General features: G+C 60.4%; 10 protein-coding genes and 2 pseudogenes. 11 read left to right on the top strand and 1 reads right to left on the bottom strand.

Features of this window, described 5'->3' with window-relative positions; translation table 11 throughout:
* The first annotated feature begins 47 nt into the window (after nucleotides 1–47).
* Nucleotides 48–2,644, top strand: a pseudogene (gene acnB / locus BFR47_RS05735) (bifunctional aconitate hydratase 2/2-methylisocitrate dehydratase).
* A 110-nt stretch (nucleotides 2,645–2,754) separates the two neighbouring features.
* On the opposite strand, the gene BFR47_RS05730 reads toward acnB, so the two are convergent.
* Nucleotides 2,755–3,351 (bottom strand): helix-turn-helix domain-containing protein, encoded by a 597-nt coding sequence (locus BFR47_RS05730; RefSeq protein ID WP_071472167.1) that lies wholly within the window; start codon nucleotides 3,349–3,351, stop codon nucleotides 2,755–2,757.
* A 373-nt stretch (nucleotides 3,352–3,724) separates the two neighbouring features.
* Here BFR47_RS05730 and BFR47_RS19080 point away from each other — a divergent pair, with 373 nt between their 5' ends.
* The 10 genes and pseudogenes from BFR47_RS19080 (at nucleotide 3,725) to BFR47_RS05685 (ending at nucleotide 13,559) form a co-directional block, all read left to right on the top strand.
* On the top strand, nucleotides 3,725–3,853 hold the full coding sequence (locus BFR47_RS19080) for a hypothetical protein (RefSeq protein WP_281245946.1): 129 nt from the start codon (nucleotides 3,725–3,727) through the stop codon (nucleotides 3,851–3,853).
* Nucleotides 3,850–5,187, top strand: a complete 1,338-nt coding sequence (gene glnT, locus BFR47_RS05725) for a type III glutamate--ammonia ligase (RefSeq protein ID WP_217645457.1) — start codon at nucleotides 3,850–3,852, stop codon at nucleotides 5,185–5,187. The genes BFR47_RS19080 and glnT overlap by 4 nt, the downstream gene beginning before the upstream one ends.
* A 26-nt stretch (nucleotides 5,188–5,213) precedes the next feature.
* The gene (locus tag BFR47_RS05720) at nucleotides 5,214–6,116 is read left to right on the top strand and encodes a class II glutamine amidotransferase (RefSeq protein ID WP_071472165.1); all 903 of its coding nucleotides are present in this window, start codon (nucleotides 5,214–5,216) and stop codon (nucleotides 6,114–6,116) included.
* A 13-nt stretch (nucleotides 6,117–6,129) separates the two neighbouring features.
* Nucleotides 6,130–6,813, top strand: a complete 684-nt coding sequence (locus tag BFR47_RS05715; protein ID WP_071472164.1) for a GltB/FmdC/FwdC-like GXGXG domain-containing protein — start codon at nucleotides 6,130–6,132, stop codon at nucleotides 6,811–6,813.
* A 24-nt stretch (nucleotides 6,814–6,837) separates the two neighbouring features.
* Nucleotides 6,838–8,166, top strand: coding sequence for an FMN-binding glutamate synthase family protein (locus tag BFR47_RS05710; RefSeq protein ID WP_071472163.1), 1,329 nt, complete (start codon nucleotides 6,838–6,840; stop codon nucleotides 8,164–8,166).
* 113 nt (nucleotides 8,167–8,279) lie between these two features.
* Nucleotides 8,280–9,541: pseudogene (amt, locus tag BFR47_RS05705) on the top strand (ammonium transporter).
* A 296-nt stretch (nucleotides 9,542–9,837) separates the two neighbouring features.
* Nucleotides 9,838–10,386, top strand: a complete 549-nt coding sequence (locus BFR47_RS05700) for a dimethylamine monooxygenase subunit DmmA family protein (RefSeq protein WP_071472162.1) — start codon at nucleotides 9,838–9,840, stop codon at nucleotides 10,384–10,386.
* Nucleotides 10,383–11,327: a PDR/VanB family oxidoreductase gene (locus BFR47_RS05695; RefSeq protein WP_071472161.1), complete on the top strand. Its 945-nt coding sequence runs from the start codon at nucleotides 10,383–10,385 to the stop codon at nucleotides 11,325–11,327. The genes BFR47_RS05700 and BFR47_RS05695 overlap by 4 nt, the downstream gene beginning before the upstream one ends.
* 8 nt (nucleotides 11,328–11,335) lie before the next feature.
* Entirely contained in the window at nucleotides 11,336–12,361 is a 1,026-nt protein-coding gene (locus BFR47_RS05690; protein ID WP_071472160.1) for a heme-dependent oxidative N-demethylase family protein, read from the top strand.
* 67 nt (nucleotides 12,362–12,428) lie between these two features.
* Nucleotides 12,429–13,559 carry an aminomethyl transferase family protein gene (locus BFR47_RS05685; protein WP_071472159.1) on the top strand — a complete coding sequence of 377 codons (1,131 nt, stop codon included), beginning with the start codon at nucleotides 12,429–12,431 and terminating at the stop codon, nucleotides 13,557–13,559.
* The last annotated feature ends 158 nt before the right edge of the window (nucleotides 13,560–13,717 follow it).

The raw sequence follows: 13,717 nt of genomic DNA, 5'->3' as shown, positions 1-13,717 counted from the left end.
AGGACATTTCCGCCCCTGGTGGCGAATGATAATAAGAGGATACAGTCGTGCTTGAAGCCTATCGTAAACACGTCGAAGAACGTGCCGCCGAGGGAGTGGTTGCCAAACCCCTCGACGCAGAGCAAGTTGCCGCCCTGGTTGAGTTACTTAAAAATCCCCCCGCCGGCGAAGAATCCTTCCTTTACGAATTACTCTCTACCCGCATCCCCCCGGGCGTTGACGAAGCCGCCTATGTAAAAGCCGGTTTCCTCGCCGCCGTCGCCAAGGGTGAAGTGAGCTCGCCGGTGGTGTCTGCCGAGCAGGCCACCGAGCTGCTGGGCACCATGCAGGGCGGCTACAATATCGCACCGCTGGTCGAGCTGCTGGACGTCGACGCCCTGGCGCCGATCGCCGCCAAGGCCCTGAGCCACACCCTGCTGATGTTCGACGCCTTCCACGACGTGGACGAAAAGGCCAAGGCCGGCAATGCCTTCGCCAAGCAGGTGATGCAGTCCTGGGCCGACGCCGAGTGGTTCCTCGAGCGCCCCAAACTGGCCGACAAGATCACCATGACCGTGTTCAAGGTGCCCGGCGAAACCAATACCGATGATCTGTCGCCGGCCCAGGATGCCTGGTCCCGCCCGGACATCCCGCTGCATGCCCAGGCCATGCTCAAGAACGCCCGTCCGGGTATCGAACCGGACGAAGACGGTGTGATTGGCCCGATCACCGCCATCAACAGCCTGAAAGAACAAGGCTTCCCGCTGGTATACGTGGGTGACGTGGTCGGTACCGGCTCCAGCCGCAAGTCCGCCACCAACTCGGTGCTGTGGCACATGGGCGACGACATTCCGTTCGTGCCCAACAAGCGCGCCGGCGGTATCTGTATCGGCAACAAGATCGCCCCCATCTTCTTCAACACCATGGAAGATGCCGGCGCCCTGCCCATCGAATGTGACGTCACCAGGCTGAACACCGGCGACGTGATCGACATCTACCCCTATGAGGGCAAGATCTGCCGTCAGGGTACCGACGAGGTGCTGAGCACCTTCAAGCTGAAGACCGACGTGCTGCTCGACGAAGTCCGCGCCGGCGGCCGTATTCCGCTGATCATCGGTCGCGGCCTGACCGACAAGGCCCGCGAAGCGCTGGGTCTGGACGCCTCTACCGTGTTCAAGCGTGCGGCCCCGGTGGTCGACTCCGGCAAGGGTTACACCCTGGCCCAGAAGATGGTGGGCAAGGCCTGTGGCGTGAAGGGCGTGCGTCCCAACCAGTACTGCGAGCCCAGGATGACCACCGTCGGCTCCCAGGACACCACCGGCCCCATGACCCGGGACGAGCTGAAGGACCTGGCCTGCCTGGCTTTTCCGCCGATCTGACCATGCAGTCGTTCTGTCACACCGCCGCCTATCCCAAGCCGGTGGACGTGACCACTCACCATACCCTGCCGGACTTCATCATGAACCGGGGCGGCGTGTCGCTGCGTCCGGGTGACGGTGTTATCCATTCCTGGCTGAACCGCATGCTGCTGCCCGATACCGTGGGTACCGGCGGTGACTCCCACACCCGTTTCCCCATCGGTATCTCCTTCCCGGCGGGCTCCGGTCTGGTGGCCTTCGCCGCCGCCACCGGCGTGATGCCGCTGGACATGCCGGAGTCGGTACTGGTGCGCTTCAAGGGCGAAATGCAGCCCGGCATCACCCTGCGTGACCTGGTGCATGCCATTCCCTACTACGGCATTCAGCATGGTCTGCTGACCGTGGCCAAGGAAGGCAAGATCAACGAATTCTCCGGCCGGGTGGTGGAGATCGAAGGTCTGCCCCAGCTGAAGGTTGAGCAGGCGTTCGAGCTGGCCGATGCCACCGCCGAGCGCTCCGCCGCCGGTTGTACCATCAAGCTGGATAAAGAGCCGGTGGCCGAGTACCTGAACTCCAACATCGTGATGCTGAAGTGGATGATCGCCGAAGGCTATGGTGACCAGCGTACCCTGGAGCGCCGCATCAAGGGCATGGAAGAGTGGCTGGCCAATCCCGAGCTGATGGAAGCCGATGCCGATGCCGAGTACGCCCATGTGCTGGAAATCGACATGAGCGAGATCAAGGAGCCGATCCTGTGTGCGCCCAACGATCCGGACGATGCCCGTCTGCTGTCCGACGTGACCGGCGAGGAGATCGATGAAGTGTTCATCGGCTCCTGCATGACCAACATCGGCCACTTCCGCGCCGCCGGCAAGCTGCTCGACAAGTACAAGGGCCAGTTGCCGACCAAGCTGTGGGTCGCGCCGCCGACCAAGATGGACAAGGATCAGCTCACCGCCGAGGGCTACTACGGCATATTCGGCCGGGTCGGTGCCCGCATCGAAATCCCGGGCTGCTCCCTGTGCATGGGTAACCAGGCGCGGGTAGGGGACAACACCACCGTCGTATCCACCTCGACCCGTAACTTCCCCAACCGTCTGGGCAAGGGCGCCAACGTCTATCTGGCGTCTGCCGAGCTGGCCGCCGTGGCCGCCATCCACGGCAAGCTGCCGACGGTCGAGGAATACCAGGCCTACGCCCGGGAGCTGAACGCGACCGCGGCGGATACCTACCGTTACCTGAACTTCGACGAGCTGGACAGCTACGTGGAGAAAGCCGACACGGTGATCTTCCAGCAGGCCATCTGAGCCGGTCACGTCACCGCATGAATGTCAAAGCCAGCCTTCGGGCTGGCTTTTTTGTTGTGCGCGAGAGCCGACGCCTGCAAATGATGACTGAATCCGGAATGACGGTTGATTCAGTGCTCATCGTCGTAATGAATAATGGACAGCAGTTTGATGGGGACTTCAACCAGTCGTTCCGGCCCGTGGGGGATCTCGGCATCGAATGACAGGGAGTCGCCCGGAGACATCTCATAAAGATGATTGCCATGCCGGTAGAGGATTTGTCCTTCCAGCAGGTAGATGAACTCCTGGCCCGGGTGCGAGAAGGTCGGGAAGACTTCGCTGGCGTCGTCCATGGTGATCAGGAAGGGTTCGTAACTTTTCTTCTTTCCCCTGTGGTAGCTGAGCAGCTGATAGGTATGCCCGATTTCGGTACCCCGGCGCACCACCTCCATGCCTTCTCCTGCCCTGGTCAGCTGGGCGCCGCCGGTGGGGCGGTCGTAATCGCTGAACAGCTGGGAGATGGGCAGCCCGATGACATCACATAACTTGCTCAGGGTTTCCAGGCTGGTTGAGACCTGGGCATTCTCTATCTTGCTAATCATGCCCTGGCTCAGGCCGGCGATACGCGCCACATCGGTGATTTTCAGCCCTTGCTCCACCCGCTTGCGCTTGACCTTGATGGCGATGTATTGCTTCAGCTTAAGCTGAGGGTCGTTTATATCATCCATGGTTTGCTCACTTCTTGTTGTTGTTGCAGGCCAGTGCCCCTTCGCCGCCGACGGCCCATCGAGCATGGCCCGGTATAACTGTGTTGTGACCGACGTTCATCCTCGTTACCGCAAGCCACCGTCTCCCGATAAGGGTGCACCATCGCACAGGTTTGGTGCGGCAGAGTCCCTGCAAACAGGGAGATGGCCAGGAACCAGTATACCCCAACAACTTATTCCCTTTGGTAAATTTAAATTATCACCAGTGCATTTCCTTTAAAAACAATCACTTGAATTTTTCTGTGTCGACGAGCCTGGCCAGCTTCAAAGTTGGCAAGCTGTTTGCTTTTCCTTGCATGAAGATTTATTTCTCCAGGGGAAATAAAGGTGGGGCATGACCAAACACACCCGGCACGGTCGTCAATATTACATTGATTCCGGTTATGCCAATCATCTGCAGCAAGCCTTACCCATGGTAGCGAGCGAATTCGACGATAGCGATGATTCAAACGGAGATGAATGATGGATTATTCGGAAATAAAGCAACTGATCGACAATAACGAGATCAAGTATGTACTGGCTCAGTTTGTCGATATTCACGGGGTGGCCAAGGCCAAGTCGGTGCCGGCACGGTGCCTGATGGATGTGGTGGAAAAAGGGGCGGGCTTTGCCGGGTTTGCGGTATGGGGGCTGGGGATGGAGCCGCATGGCCCCGACTTTATCGCCCGCGGCGATCTGGACACCCTGAGCCTGGTGCCCTGGCAACCGGGCTATGCCCGCATTGTCTGTGACGGCTATGTCAACGGCCAGCCCCATCCCTATTGCAGCCGGGTGGTGCTGAAGAAGCAGCTGGCCGGACTGACCGAGCGGGGCTGGACCCTGAATACCGGCCTGGAGCCGGAATTCTCCCTGTTCCACCGCACCGATGACGGCGCCTTGGTACCGGTCGACGATACCGATGTGCTGACCAAACCCTGTTATGACTACAAGGGACTGTCCCGCTCACGGGAGTTCCTCGAGCAGCTGGTCGAAGCACTGCAGGCCGTCGATTTCGATGTCTACCAGATCGACCATGAAGACGCCAATAGCCAGTTCGAGATCAACTACACCTACAGCGATGCCCTGACCTCGGCGGACCGCTTTACCTTCGTGCGCATGGCCGCCGGCGAGATTGCCAACAAGCTGGGCATGATGTGCTCATTCATGCCCAAGCCGGATTCCACCCAGAGCGGCAACGGCATGCATTTTCACCTGTCGATTACCGACAAGGAAGGCCGCAACCTGTTCCACGATGCCAGTGACCCCCAGGGCATGGGGCTGTCTCGACTGGCGTATCACTTTATCGCCGGCATCCTGGCCCACGCCAAGGCCATCTGTGCCTTTGCCGCCCCCACCGTGAACTCCTACAAGCGGCTGGTGGTGGGGGGCAACGGCTCTGGTGCAACCTGGGCCCCGGTTTACAACTGCTTCGGCGACAACAACCGCTCGGCCATGCTGCGCATTCCCTATGGCCGGCTGGAATTCCGTCTGCCGGACTCGAGCTGTAACCCCTATCTGGTTCATGCGGCCCTGATTGCCGCGGGCATGGACGGGGTCGAGCGGGAACTGGCCGCACCGGCGCCGATGAACATCAACCTCTATGACCTGAGCCTTGACGATATCCGGCAGCAGGGCATCGAAATCCTGCCACAAAACCTCAACGAGGCACTGGATGCACTCGAGGCAGACACCCTGTTTGTCGAGAAGATGGGCCAGGAGGTGGTCGGCGAGTTTATCAAGGTCAAGCGGGCCGAATGGATTGAATACAGCCGGCATGTGTCCGACTGGGAACTGAAACAGTACGCCGAATTCTTCTGAATCGGGTGTAACAAGAGGAATATTTTATGTGTGGAATTGTTGGACTCTATCTGAAAAATCCGGCACTGGAGAGCAAGCTGGGTGAGCTGTTTGAGCCGATGCTGATTGCCATGACCGATCGGGGTCCGGACAGCGCCGGGTTCGCCATCTATGGCGACGAAGTGGCAGATGGCGGGGTCAAGCTGACCCTGCGTCACCCCAACCAGGACTTCGACTGGGGGGATCTGGCCGACAGCATCAGGGTCAACCTGAAAACCGAGCTGAGCTGGTTCAGGAATGCCAACGTGGCCGTGTTCAAGGTCGCTGCCGACGAACAAAGCATACGGTCATTCCTGCAGGAAATGGCGCCCGAAGTGCTGATCCTCAGCATCGGTCAGTCCATTGAAATCCTCAAGGAAATCGGCCTGCCGGAGCAGATTGCCGCCAAGTTCAACCTGGCCGGCATGAAAGGCAGCCACATCATCGGCCACACCCGGATGGCGACCGAGTCGGCGGTGACCATGGAGGGCAGTCATCCCTTCTCCACCGGCATGGATCTGTGCCTGGTGCACAACGGTTCCCTGTCCAACCACAATCGCCTGCGTGAAAACCTCAAGCGGGAAGGCATCAGCTTCCAGACTCAGAACGACTCCGAAGTGGCCGCCGGCTACCTGACCTGGCGGCTGGGTCAGGGCGACAGCCTGCAGACCGCGCTGGAGCATGCGCTGGATGACCTGGATGGTTTCTTCACCTTCACCATCGGTACCCGCAACGGGTTCGCCGTGATGCGCGATCCCATCGCCTGCAAGCCGGCGGTACTGGCAGAAACGGATGACTATGTCGCCATGGCCTCGGAATATCAGGCACTGACCACACTGCCGGGCATCGAAAACGCCCGCGTCTGGGAGCCGGAACCGGCCACCTTCTATATCTGGGAACGTAGCGCTTAAGGAGTCAACAAAGATGAAATCCATTGATTTAGCAGAACTCAGTGTCCGGGAACTGAACCAGAGGCTGCACGACCAGGCGGTAGAGGCTACCGAACGCGAGTGGGCCGTACTCAACCCCAAGGGGCAGCACAATATTGCGGTGGGTCTTGATCAGAATCTGTCGGTCGATATACACGGCCATGCGGGCTACTACTGTGCCGGCATGAACAAGAAGGCCCATGTGGTGGTGCACGGCAATGCCGGTCAGGGCGTGGCCGAGAACATGATGTCCGGCACCGTCAGGGTCAAGGGTGATGCCTCGCAGGCCGCCGGTGCCACCGCCCAGGGCGGGTTGCTGGTGATAGAAGGCAATGCTGGCGCCCGCTGCGGCATCTCGATGAAAGGGGTCGACATCGTGGTCAAGGGCAGCGTCGGGCACATGAGCTGCTTTATGGGCCAGTCCGGATCCCTGGTGGTGTGCGGTGATGCCGGCGATGCTCTGGGTGACTCCCTGTATGAAGTACATATCTATGTGAAGGGACAGGTCAAATCGCTGGGTGCCGACTGTATCGAGAAGGATATGCGCGCCGAACACATCGAGGAGCTGACCACCCTGCTCAACCGTGCCGGCCTGGATGAAGATCCCAAGGCATTCCGTCGCTACGGATCTGCGCGTCAGCTGTACACCTTCAAGGTCGACAACGCGTCCGCCTACTGAGCCTGTTTGTGAGAGGATTTGAAGATGAGTAAAGACAACCAAGCACATACCGGACTGCGTGAGTCCGCCACCTTCGATCGCACCACCATGGCGGAGATCCGTCGTGCCGCCGAGACCGGTATCTATGATATCCGCGGCTTCGGTGCCAAGCGCAAGCTGCCCCATTTCGATGATCTGCTGTTCCTCGGTGCCAGCATGTCCCGCTATCCGCTCGAAGGCTACCGCGAGACGTGCAACACCTCGGTTACCCTCGGCACCCGCTTCGCCAAGAAGCCGATTGTGCTCGATATTCCGGTCACCATCGCCGGCATGAGCTTCGGCGCCCTGTCTGCCAACGCCAAGGAAGCCCTCGGCCGTGGCGCATCGATCGCCGGCACCTCCACCACCACCGGTGATGGCGGCATGACTCCCGAGGAGCGGGGCCAGTCGAAGAAGCTGGTCTATCAATACCTGCCGTCACGCTACGGCATGAACCCGGACGATCTGCGCAAGGCCGACGCCATCGAGGTGGTGCTGGGTCAGGGCGCCAAGCCGGGCGGCGGCGGCATGCTGCTGGGCCAGAAGATCACCGACCGCGTGGCCAAAATGCGCAACCTGCCTCAGGGTATCGATCAGCGTTCCGCCTGTCGTCACCCGGACTGGACCGGTCCTGATGATCTGGCGATCAAGATTCAGGAACTGCGCGAAATCACCGACTGGCAGGTGCCGATCTACATCAAGGTCGGCGCCACCCGCACCTATTATGACGTCAAGCTGGCGGTCAAGGCCGGAGCCGATGTTATCGTGGTGGATGGTATGCAGGGCGGCACGGCGGCGACCCAGGAAGTCTTTATCGAGCATGTGGGGATTCCGACCCTGGCGGCCATTCCCCAGGCGGTGCAGGCCCTGCAGGAAATGGGCATGCATCGCAAGGTTCAGCTGATCGTGTCCGGCGGTATCCGCAACGGTGCCGACGTGGCCAAGTGCATGGCTCTGGGGGCCGATGCGGTGGCGATAGGCACGGCGGCCCTGGTTGCCCTCGGTTGTAACAACCCCAAGTACGAGGAAGAGTTCAACAAGCTGGGTTCGGCGGCCGGTTTCTACGACGACTATCAGGAAGGCAAGGATCCGGCCGGTATCTCTACCCAGGATCCGGAGCTGATGAAGCGTCTCGATCCGGTCGAAGGCGGCCGCAAGCTGGCCAACTATCTGCGGGTGCTGACGCTGGAAGCGCAGACCCTGGCCCGGGCCTGCGGCAAGAACGACCTGCGCAACCTGGAGCCTGAAGATCTGGTGGCGCTGACCGTTGAATCCGCGGCCATGGCGCGGGTGCCGCTGGCCGGTACTCAGTGGATCCCCGGCAAGGGATTTTGAACTTGGCCGGTGGTCCGGAAGCAGCTTGATTGGCCTCGGTAGCAGCAGGCGGCGATGGCCGCCTGCTTCCGTTACAGATGAATTGATCATAGTGACTATGGAGAGCAACTCAAATGGAAAATCTGGTACTGGAACTGGGCTATGCCCTGGATACGTTTTATTTTCTGATGTGTACCGTGCTGGTGATGTGGATGGCGGCGGGCTTCGCCATGCTGGAGTCGGGCCTGGTGCGCAGCAAGAATACGGTCGAAATCCTCAACAAGAATGCGTTGTTGTACAGCATCGCCTGCATTGTCTACCTGGCGGTCGGCTACAACATCATGTACCCGGCGACGCCGCTCAATGGCGTGATTCCCGGCCTCGACTTTTTGCTGGGTAGCGACAACACCACGGCCGCCGTGCTCGCCGGTGGAGAGGATGCGCCCTACTACTCCACCATGGCCGACTTTATTTTTCAGGCCGTGTTTGCCGCCGCCACCATGTCCATTGTGTCCGGCGCCGTGGCCGAGCGCATGAAGCTGTGGCCGTTCCTGCTGTTTGCGGTGGTCATGGTGGCGGTTATCTATCCGGTTGAAGGGTACTGGAAATGGGGCGGTGGTTTCCTCGACCAACTCGGCTTCCAGGACTTTGCCGGTTCGGTAGTGGTGCACATGGCCGGTGCCGCCGCCGCCCTGGCGGCGGTGATCATGGTCGGTCCGCGTAACGGAAAATATGGTCCCAAGGGCGAGATACGACCCATACCCGGTGCCAACCTGCCGATGGCGATGCTGGGCATGTTTATTCTGTGGATGGGCTGGTTCGGCTTCAATGGCGGCTCCGAGCTGAAAATCGCCAATGTGGAAGAAGCCAACGCGGTCGCCAAGATCTTCGTGAACACCAATGCGGCGGCGGCGGCCGGCATGGTGGTGGCGGCATTGTTCGCCCGGGCCCTGTTCAAGAAAACCGACCTGACCATGACCATCAACGGCGCCCTGGCCGGCCTGGTGGCCATTACCGCCGAACCCCTGGCACCCTCTGCCGGACTGGCGACCCTGATCGGCGCGGTTGGCGGCGTGGTGGTGGTGCTGTCGGTGCTGCACTGGACAAGCTGCGGCTGGATGACCCGGTGGGGGCGATTTCCGTGCATGGCAGCGCCGGTATCTGGGGGATTTTTGCCGTGATGTTCAGTAATCCCGATGCCAGTTTCCTGGTGCAGCTGACCGGGACTGTCGTCGTCTTCGCCTGGATGTTTGGCACCACTATGGTGGTGTTGTGGCTGTTCAAGCGGGTGATGAACCTGCGGGTCAGTGCCGAGGAAGAAGCCGAGGGCATGGATGTGCACGAGTGTGGCATGCACGCCTATCCCGAATTTGGTCCGGATCAGATCCGCAAGTAATCCCTTCCCGCTCTGTTTCAAAGGCCCTGCGGGGCCTTTTTTTGTTGTCGGCTCAAGCGCTTCAGGCTGCATTCGTGTCTCTTTTTTGTGCAGCCTGCCCGCCAATAGTGCAGTTTTTGGCCCTTCCCGTTCCCCAAAATAGAGAGTCATAAATAAATCCATTTAAAATCAATGGCTTGTTTTATGTGGCATAGCTCTTGCCTTTCTTTGTGGGAACAAATAATTCTTATGAAGAATTATTTGTTGGGGACGATCTGGGATGGTCTCGTGCAATCGGGTCAAACGAGGGATTGAAGATGACGAGCGACGCTGCGGAAGTGATGCACAGCACGCCGGTATATCAGTCGGTGGCGGGGGTGGCCGGTTCCGGTACCCGGCACCTGCTGGTCAGCCAGGCGATGAACCTGAATGAGGCGACCGAGTTATATCGCAGGCTGAGCGCCGACGGAGCTCCGCCGCAACACCTTTTTCTGGATGAAAAGCATGGCTATGGTGGTGCGCGGGCATTGGAATGTCTGGCTATTCGCCTGCGGAGCCTGTTGTCAACGGCGGCAGTCGGTACCCGCCTGTATGTCTGTGGTGATGAAAGCTTTCTCTGGCAGGTACATCGAATGGCCTGTGCCGGTGGCCTGCAGAGTAACGAGATAACGATGATCAGGAGCGGTCAACGCCGGGATCTGTATTGTGTGCATTGCTCTACGCTCCAGCACATCGGTCAGCAGCAGCAGGTACGCTGCGGTGGCTGCGGTGTGCGGCTGCTGGTGCGAGAGCATTTCTCCCGCCGACTCGGGGCATACATGGGGGTGTGTGCCGACCCGGAACAGCCGTGGGAGGAGGCGTCATGAATGGTTTGCTCGAGGTCCGGGTCACGGCCATACACCAGCTGACGCCGCTGATCCGGGAATTCACCCTTGAAGGCCGCAACGGCCGCCTGCCCGGCTTCTCTGCCGGTAGCCATGTGCAGGTGAACATGCCCCTCGGGGAGCGCACCCTGCGTAACGCCTATTCGCTGCTCGGCGATCCTGCCGACAGCGGACATTACCGAATCGCGGTCAGGCTGCAGGAGGACTCCCGTGGCGGTTCACGTTTCATGCATGAGCAGGTCAGGGTGGGGGATCGCCTGCAGTTGTCGCCGCCGGCCAACCTGTTTGCCCCTCACTCCCTGGCGCGCCATCACCTGATGATCGCCGGCGGCATCGGCATTACCCCTTTCCTGGCCTATATCGCCGAGCTCAGTGGTGGTGATGCCAGCCTGAGCCTGCACTATGCCTGTCGCGGCGGCCTGACCGATGCCTATCGGGACGAGCTGGCCGAGCGCCTGGGTGATGATCTGCATATCTACGATGGCGCAGCGGGGGAGCGGCTGGATCTGTCTGCCCTGCTCGGCGAACAGCCGCTGGGCACCCACCTGTATGTCTGTGGTCCCGAATCCCTGCTGGAGGCGGTGCGCCAGACGGCGGTCGGGCTCGGCTGGGAAGAGGGAAGAATACATTGGGAAGCCTTCGCCTCGGCCGAGCCGGGCGAGCCCTTTGTGGCCGAACTGGCCGGCAGTGGCCGGCGTATCGAGGTCGCGGCAGATTACAGCCTGCTGGAAGCGCTGGAGCAGGCCGGAATTGAAGTACCCAACCTGTGCCGGGGCGGCGTCTGTGGTCAGTGCTCGACCCGCTATCTGGCCGGGGAGGTGGACCACAGGGACAGTTTTCTTGACCCTCACGAACGCGCCAGCCAGCTGATGCCCTGTGTCTCCCGTGCATGTGGCGGCCAGTCTTTATTGCTCGATCTGTAGGAGTACCCATGTCTGTGACCTTTAAAGCGCTGGAAAGCTATCAGGGCGATTTCAGCTTTCATAACAGCCCGGAGGCGATTGCTCGCTTTCCGTTTCCCTTTCCCGAAGACAGCTATATGTATTCGGTCAATATCGAGCCGGCCACGCCGCGGGATCCCGGATCCGTGTTCGAACACTGGTTCGATATCGACGAGCATTACCGCTCCGAAGTGGTGGAGCGGGCCCGGGTACTGGAGATGGACCCGCGCCGTTGCCTGGTGATGCCGCACATGCAGCAGGCGGCCTGGGACACGCTGGAGATGCTGATGACCCACCTGGCCGCCGATTACCCCGAATGGTTCCGTCTGACACGTAACGGTGATCGGTGGATCTGGGAGAACCATGCGCTGGATATCTGCCAGCACTTTACCTTCGGTGATTCCGACACCCTGCCCTATGAGCCGCTGGAGTACATTACCCGCCAGATCCAGGGTGACGTGGCCCTGCTGGATCAGCGTGACAATGACCTGTTCATGGATGCGGGCATGGTGACCTGCCCGGCGGACTGGTCGCTGGCCTTCGATGCGGGGATGAGCTTCAAGCAATGGCATGCCCCCGTGCCCATGGCCCATCAGCTGGGGGTGTTCGATCGGGCCCTTAAATACCTGCTCAATATTCAGGTCGACAGCCCGGTACGCCGCCTGAACTGGACCATGACCATCAACCCGCGCCTGGACTCCTCCCCGGAAACCTTTCACGAATGGGGCCATGAACGCGGCCTGGTGACCCCGGAAAACGTCGCCCGGCTGGTACACCTGAGGGTCGAGCTGCAGTTTATGGCGCGCCTGCCACGCAGCAATGCGCTGTTTTTCGGCATCCGAACCTACCTGATCAGCCTCGAAGAGCTGGTGACCAATCCGGTCTGGGCCTGTCGGCTGCATCGGGTGCTGCGCGACCTGCCCGAGGCCATTGCCGACTACAAGGGCCTGACCCTCTATCGGCAGACCGTGGTCGACTGGCTCAGCCAGTTCGATCCGGATGCCAATAACCGATAACTCAGCCGAACAAGCGCGCAGCCAGAGGATGGCTCTGGCGCGTATATGACACTACAAGGAGTACTACATGGCAAATTCCTGGCGTTTTTCTGCCCTTGGCGATCGTCACCGCGCACTGGGTTCCAAGCTCGAAGACTGGAACGGCATGGGCACGGCCTGGACCTATGACGGGGACGTGGCCGACTCGCATGAGGCGATCCGTACCCGTGCCGGACTGATGGACGTCTCCGGCCTGAAAAAGGTGCACTACGTGGGCCTGCATGCGGAGTCTCTGCTGGAATACGCCACCAGCCGGGATATCTCCAAGATATATCCGGGCAAGTCGTCCTACGCAACCATGCTCAATGAAGCCGGCAAGTTCGTCGACGATTGCGTGATTTACCGTACCGGACCCAATGCCTTCATGGTGGTGCACGGTACGGGGGCCGGACACGAGATGCTGGTGCGCTCCGCCCAGGGGCGGCAGGTGGCGGTGCTGTTTGATGACGATCTGCATGATCTGTCCCTGCAGGGGCCGCTGGCGGTGGACTTTCTGGCCGAGCATGTGCCGGGTATTCGCGACCTGCCCTATTTTCATCATGTGCAGACCCGGCTGTTCGATTGTCCGGTGATGATCTCCCGCACCGGCTATACCGGCGAGCGCGGTTACGAGATTTTCTGCAAGGCGGCCGATGCCCCGAAAATCTGGGACACCATCCTGGAGCAGGGCGCGTCTCTGGGCATCATCCCCTGCGCGTTCAGCGCCCTGGACCAGCTGCGGGTGGAAAGCTGTCTGCTGTTCTATCCGTTCGACAACTCCGAGCTTTATCCCTTCGCGGATGAAGCGTCCGGCGATACCCTGTGGGAGCTGGGGCTGGACTTTACCGTGTCGCCGAGCAAGGGCGAATTCCGGGGCGGTTACGAACATGCGCGGCTGAAGGGCAAGGAGCGCTTCAGGATCTTCGGGGTACTGCTCGAGGGCGAGCAGGCGGCAGGCGCCGGCGATACCCTGTGGGCCGACGGCAAGCAGGTCGGTGTGATTACCGAAGGCATGTATTCGCGCCTGACCGGAAAATCCATGGCCATTGCCCGGCTGGATGTGCCCTATGCCGAGCAGGGCGTGCCGCTGGAAGTGCGGGGCAGCCTGCAGGTGCAGGCCATCGCCCACACCATGCCGTTTGATGATCCGGAGAAGACCAAGCGCACCGCCAAGGGCTGAGGCCTGGCGCCCGGTTAACCGGGGTATGAATCAGCACGCAGGGCGGCACACGGGATGTGGCCGCCCATTTTGTTGTCTTGACGAGATCTGTTCGGCATGGCGGTGAGCCTCCCTATCCCGGCGAGGTGTGACCGCACATTTTTTGTCGAGATTGACGA

Source organism: Oceanisphaera psychrotolerans (genome assembly GCF_001870485.1).
GTDB classification, from domain to species: domain Bacteria; phylum Pseudomonadota; class Gammaproteobacteria; order Enterobacterales; family Aeromonadaceae; genus Oceanimonas; species Oceanimonas psychrotolerans.
The sequence above is the reverse complement of the archived record's forward strand: the minus strand, read 5'-3'. Positions and strand labels throughout refer to the sequence as shown.

What these genes read in the sequence shown, in the direction of transcription:
- BFR47_RS05715 (WP_071472164.1), top strand. Translation starts at nt 6,130, where the DNA reads ATGAAATCCATTGATTTAGCAGAACTCAGTGTCCGGGAACTGAACCAG.
- glnT (WP_217645457.1), top strand. Translation starts at nt 3,850, where the DNA reads ATGATGGATTATTCGGAAATAAAGCAACTGATCGACAATAACGAGATC.
- BFR47_RS19080 (WP_281245946.1), top strand. Translation starts at nt 3,725, where the DNA reads ATGACCAAACACACCCGGCACGGTCGTCAATATTACATTGATTCCGGT.
- BFR47_RS05685 (WP_071472159.1), top strand. Translation starts at nt 12,429, where the DNA reads ATGGCAAATTCCTGGCGTTTTTCTGCCCTTGGCGATCGTCACCGCGCA.
- BFR47_RS05700 (WP_071472162.1), top strand. Translation starts at nt 9,838, where the DNA reads ATGACGAGCGACGCTGCGGAAGTGATGCACAGCACGCCGGTATATCAG.
- BFR47_RS05690 (WP_071472160.1), top strand. Translation starts at nt 11,336, where the DNA reads ATGTCTGTGACCTTTAAAGCGCTGGAAAGCTATCAGGGCGATTTCAGC.
- BFR47_RS05720 (WP_071472165.1), top strand. Translation starts at nt 5,214, where the DNA reads ATGTGTGGAATTGTTGGACTCTATCTGAAAAATCCGGCACTGGAGAGC.
- BFR47_RS05730 (WP_071472167.1), bottom strand. Translation starts at nt 3,351, where the DNA reads ATGGATGATATAAACGACCCTCAGCTTAAGCTGAAGCAATACATCGCC.
- BFR47_RS05710 (WP_071472163.1), top strand. Translation starts at nt 6,838, where the DNA reads ATGAGTAAAGACAACCAAGCACATACCGGACTGCGTGAGTCCGCCACC.
- BFR47_RS05695 (WP_071472161.1), top strand. Translation starts at nt 10,383, where the DNA reads ATGAATGGTTTGCTCGAGGTCCGGGTCACGGCCATACACCAGCTGACG.